Source organism: Nocardioides sp. (assembly GCF_035703625.1).
Lineage (GTDB): Bacteria > Actinomycetota > Actinomycetes > Propionibacteriales > Nocardioidaceae > Nocardioides.
Window position 1 is genome coordinate 1 of the sequence record NZ_DASSXS010000280.1, and the last position, 4,288, is coordinate 4,288.

A 4,288-nucleotide genomic window follows, 5' to 3' on the forward strand; every position below is an offset into this window, starting at 1 on the left:
GCGCGCTTCTGGCTGGAACGCATCGGTCCCGAGCTCCGTCAGTACATCGTGGCCGGCAACGACGAGGAGCGGCCCTTCAGCCGCGACCAGCGGCGGTGGGTGTATGCCTCGTCGAAGCTGCAGAACAACTACTTCGGGTTCGGGACGGACAACGACCTCGAGCACTCCGCCGGCAACGTCATCGTCCACCACCGCACCTTCGGCCGGGCCCACCCCACCCACGGGTCGGTCGGCCAGGATGCGCGGCTCCCGTCGGCCAAGGTGCTCGGCGCGGCGCGCGGGCGGAGGCATGCCTTCCGCCCGGAGTCCGTGGTCAACGTGTCGGGGATGAGCTTCGGCTCCCTCTCCGGCAACGCGGTCGAGGCCATCAACCGGGGCGCGGCCGCCGCGGGGTGCCTGCACAACACCGGCGAGGGCGCGATCTCGTCGTACCACCGCAACGGAGCAGACCTCGTCTTCCAGATCGGCACGGCCTACTTCGGCTGCCGCGACGAGGACGGGCGGTTCGACCTGGCCAGGCTGAAGGAGCTCGTCCAGAGCGCCCCCGTCAGGGCGATCGAGATCAAGATCAGCCAGGGCGCCAAGCCCGGGCTCGGCGGGGTGCTCCCGGGCCCGAAGGTCTCCCGCGAGATCGCGGAGACCCGGGGCGTCCGCGAGGGCGTGGACTGTCTCAGCCCAGCCCGCCACTCCGAGTTCCACGACGTCGACTCGTTGCTCGACTTCGTGGAGCTCCTGGCCGACGCGACCGGTCTGCCCGTCGGCATCAAGTCGGCCGTGGGCGACCTTGCCTTCTGGCAGGACCTCGCCGCCACCATGGAGCAGGAGGACCGCGGCGTCGACTTCGTGTCCATCGACGGCGGCGAGGGCGGTACGGGTGCGTCTCCGCTCATCTTCAGCGACGCCGTCTCCCTGCCCTTCCGGCTCGGCTTCGCGCGTGCGTACGCCGAGTTCGCCCGCCGCGGCCTCCACGAGGACGTGACGTTCATCGGCGCCGGCAAGCTCGGTCTCCCGGACAACGCCATCGTCGCCTTCGCCCTCGGAGCGGACCTGGTCAGCGTCGCCCGCGAGGCGATGCTCGCCGTCGGGTGCGTCCAGGCCCAGAAGTGCCACACCGGCGAGTGCCCCACCGGCGTCGCGACCCAGCACCCGTGGCTCGCCCACGGACTGGACCCGGCCGACAAGGCGGAGCGCATGGCCAACTACGTGAAGACCCTGCGCCGGGACCTGCTCAAGGTGTCCGAGACCTGCGGGGTCGAACATCCCACCTTGATCGGTCCTGAGTCGGTCGAGGTGCTGGACACGCTCAGCGAGGGCCGGCTCCTCCACGAGATCTACGGCTACGAGCCCGGCTGGGGCTACCCGTCGGCCCGGGATCGCGAGGCGATCACCCGGATCATGTCCGCCACCGACGAGGACGAGGCCGAGACCGAGGGGCCACCCGAGACAGCCCAGACCGGGCCGCGCAGGGACGTGGTGGGCGGCGAGGACTGACCATCACGGTGCGGGAGGAACTCCTGGGCCCTGGTCTTCAGCCCCTCGTTGATCACGCCCCACCTGGGTGTGCACTGTGGACCAAGGAGGTTTTCATGAGCAGCTTCGAGGCACACTCAGGGACCCGCGGAGGGTGGCAGCCCCGCACCGGGGGACCGATCGGCCGATGGCTGACCGGGCAGGCGATCAAGCAGATCCGGCGCAAGGGGAGGATGCCCGGCCTGGGGTTCGACGCCCTCGTGCTGACGACGATCGGCCGCAGGAGCGGGCTCGAACGCACCACTCCCGTCGGCTACGTCCGCGACGGCGACAACTGGCTGATCGTGGCCTCGGCGGCCGGGGCACGAAAGAATCCGGCGTGGTACCACAACGTCGCGGCGAACCCGGACAAGGTTCGGATCGAGACCGCCGGCCAGAAGGTCGCCGTGGTCGCGGAGCAGCTCCACGGAGCCGAGCGCGAGGAGGCCTGGCGGCGGATCACAGCTGCCGTGCCGCGCTTCTCGAAGTACGAGCAGAAGACCGACCGGGTGCTGCCGGTCATCCGCCTGGTGCCCCGCGAGTCCTGAGCCGAATCGGTCAGGCTCGCACCTCGGCGGGAACCGGCCGGGTCGAACCCATCAGCCCCTCCCGGCGAGCGACGAGGGCCGCAAGACCGACCGTGGCGAAGCCCGCGAAGACGTTGATCGCCAGCATCGAGATGCTCTTCACCAGCAGGAACGTCTCGAGCGACTGGGACTGCAGGAGCCACAGCGTCATCGACGCCTTCGCGATTCCCAGGACGGCCCAGAGGGCCGTGAGGTGCCAGAACAGCCGCCGGATCCGGGGGCGCATCGCCAGCTCGTGGTCCATCGGGTAGAAGTCCCCGGCCAGCCTCGCCACCATCGGCCGGGCGCTGGCGAGCGAGAGCAGGAACAACGCGGCGACGGCGCCGTCGCTGATGATCGGCTGGAGGAAGTACAGCCAGGTGCTGTCCGCGAGCACGGAGAGTGCGGTCCGGCCGGTCAGCAGGATCGCGGCCAGGATCAGCAGGCCCGACGTACGCCGCCCGGTCACCGCCCGCCAGGCGATCGCGCCGTAGGACCACGCGAGGGCAGCGACGATGGCGGTCCACACGCCGGCGACCACGAAGAAGCCGTAGAAGGCCACGGTGGGGATCACCACCGCGATCAGGAGGCTCATCGACACGCGACGGATCACGGTCATCAGGCTGGGGCGGTTGGTGGGGGCGGAGGTGGAAGCCAAAGGAGCCGATCCTGCCGGCCGTCGTACAGCCGGGCGTGAGCGTGGTTCGCCGCGAAACGACGTCGTGGACTCGACGCCTGCGGGTTCCTCGGCCCCTCCACCCTACGCGAGGCTGTGCCGGTGGGCCCTGTTCGACCTGTCACATGCCAGGGCTGCCGCCGGACGCGCCACCACGTGGGTGGCCGTAACAGGTTCTGCCGGCGGTCGTTCTACCCAGGGAGACCCCGAGCGAGTGGAACTGCTCGCACCTGCGGAGGAGACCCGTGCATTTCCGCCACACCGGTTCAATTCGTCTGCTGGTGTCAGGCCTCATCGCCACTGCCGGGGTCCTGGCCCTGCCAGGCTCAGCGGGGCTCGCCACCGTGGGTAGCGTCGCGGAGGAAGCGAGCGACTACCAGACCGCCTCACTGAGGTTCATCGAGACCGCGCCGGGGCGGGCGAGCGGTTATCGGGTGCGGATCGACTACACGAACCCTGATGACCCCGATGCCAAACCTCCGTCGGTGCGGAGGGTTGTCGAGCTGTTCGCGCGCGGGACGCGCATCGACACAGGTGTCCCCGCCCGGTGTCGAGCAACTGATGCCGAGCTCATGCTCGCGGGCCGGTCGGCCTGTCCACGAGGGAGCATCGTCGGCAACGGCTTCATCAAGCTCGACACGGGCATACCGGGGCCTGGTCGATACCTGAAGGAAGATGTCACTTTCCTGAACAACACGAACCAGCTGATCTACCTCACGAACGACCGGGCGACCGGAGCGCGAACCGTGATTCGGGCACGGGTCCGCAGCGATCGCGTGATCAGTGGGGCGCCCTTGCTTCCGGGTGCCGGCACCGACGGCACTGCGATCGACGTCGTCCGGGGCAACTTTCCGAAGCTGGTGCGGATGCGACACGGGCACCGCCGCGCCTACGTCACGACCCCGCAGCGCTGCCCGGGCCGAGGGTTCTGGGTCAGCAAGGTCCGTTTCGCGTATCACGACGGGACCACCCAGACGGAAAGCACACGCAACCGCTGCGACCGCTGACAGCGTGTCAGGCGGCCAGCTTCGAGAACGCCTCGTAGACCATGTAGGCCGGCCAGAAGAGGCCCTGGAAGATGGCGTACATGTGCTCCCAGAAGCCCTCCGCCTGCTGCCAGTAGTACACCCAGGCACCGAAGATGCCGAGTCCGTAGATCGCGCCACTGCCAGCAGCGGTTCCTGCGTTGTTGTTGCCCATCGCGATTCCTCCGTCGGAGGTGCGGCTGGAACGATCCTCGCACCGCGGAGGCCTCGGCGGGTCCCCCGTTTCGGGCAGGCCTACCGGCGCTGGGGACCGCCCAGGGCGTGTGATGTTGCTCGACGCAGTCAGGTCGCGCACCGGGACGCCATCCGCGTCAGCCGGCGGTTTTCGGCCCGGTCGGATCGGAGTCGGGACTCCTGCCTTGCACCACCCGGGCTGAGCCGGCCCGTAGCGTGGGGTCCTCCGAACGACCGGGAGGTGCAGTGACCACAGGAAAGCCCTTCGACTACTGGCTCACGGACATGGACGGCGTTCTGGTGCACGAGGAGGTGCC

Annotated in this window: 5 protein-coding genes; 3 read left to right on the forward strand and 2 right to left on the reverse strand. The window is 69.3% G+C overall.

All coding sequences use genetic code 11. The annotated features are described in order from the left end of the window. Together VFN12_RS14670 and VFN12_RS14675 are read left to right on the forward strand one after the other, a co-directional pair. Positions 1 to 1,491, forward strand: a 1,491-nt coding sequence (locus VFN12_RS14670; protein ID WP_325119474.1) for an FMN-binding glutamate synthase family protein, incomplete at its 5' end; no start/stop codon positions are given. Positions 1,492 to 1,586: 95 nt separating this feature from the next. Further along, positions 1,587 to 2,057, forward strand: a complete 471-nt coding sequence (locus tag VFN12_RS14675) for a nitroreductase/quinone reductase family protein (protein ID WP_325119475.1) — start codon at positions 1,587 to 1,589, stop codon at positions 2,055 to 2,057. Between the two features lie 10 nt (positions 2,058 to 2,067). Here VFN12_RS14675 and VFN12_RS14680 read toward each other — a convergent pair whose 3' ends face one another. Next, on the reverse strand, positions 2,068 to 2,733 hold the full coding sequence (locus tag VFN12_RS14680; RefSeq protein ID WP_325119476.1) for a VC0807 family protein: 666 nt from the start codon (positions 2,731 to 2,733) through the stop codon (positions 2,068 to 2,070). A 263-nt stretch (positions 2,734 to 2,996) separates the two neighbouring features. Between VFN12_RS14680 and VFN12_RS14685 the strand changes: the two genes are divergently transcribed. Further along, complete coding sequence (locus tag VFN12_RS14685; RefSeq protein WP_325119477.1) at positions 2,997 to 3,758, forward strand: hypothetical protein; 762 nt, start codon at positions 2,997 to 2,999, stop codon at positions 3,756 to 3,758. 7 nt (positions 3,759 to 3,765) lie between these two features. Here VFN12_RS14685 and VFN12_RS14690 read toward each other — a convergent pair whose 3' ends face one another. Beyond that, on the reverse strand, positions 3,766 to 3,951 hold the full coding sequence (locus VFN12_RS14690; protein ID WP_325119478.1) for a hypothetical protein: 186 nt from the start codon (positions 3,949 to 3,951) through the stop codon (positions 3,766 to 3,768). Positions 3,952 to 4,288 lie beyond the last annotated feature (337 nt).

Bases quoted from the DNA above. Each gene is read 5' to 3' on its own strand.
- VFN12_RS14675 (WP_325119475.1), top strand. From the start codon at position 1,587: ATGAGCAGCTTCGAGGCACACTCAGGGACCCGCGGAGGGTGGCAGCCC.
- VFN12_RS14690 (WP_325119478.1), bottom strand. From the start codon at position 3,951: ATGGGCAACAACAACGCAGGAACCGCTGCTGGCAGTGGCGCGATCTAC.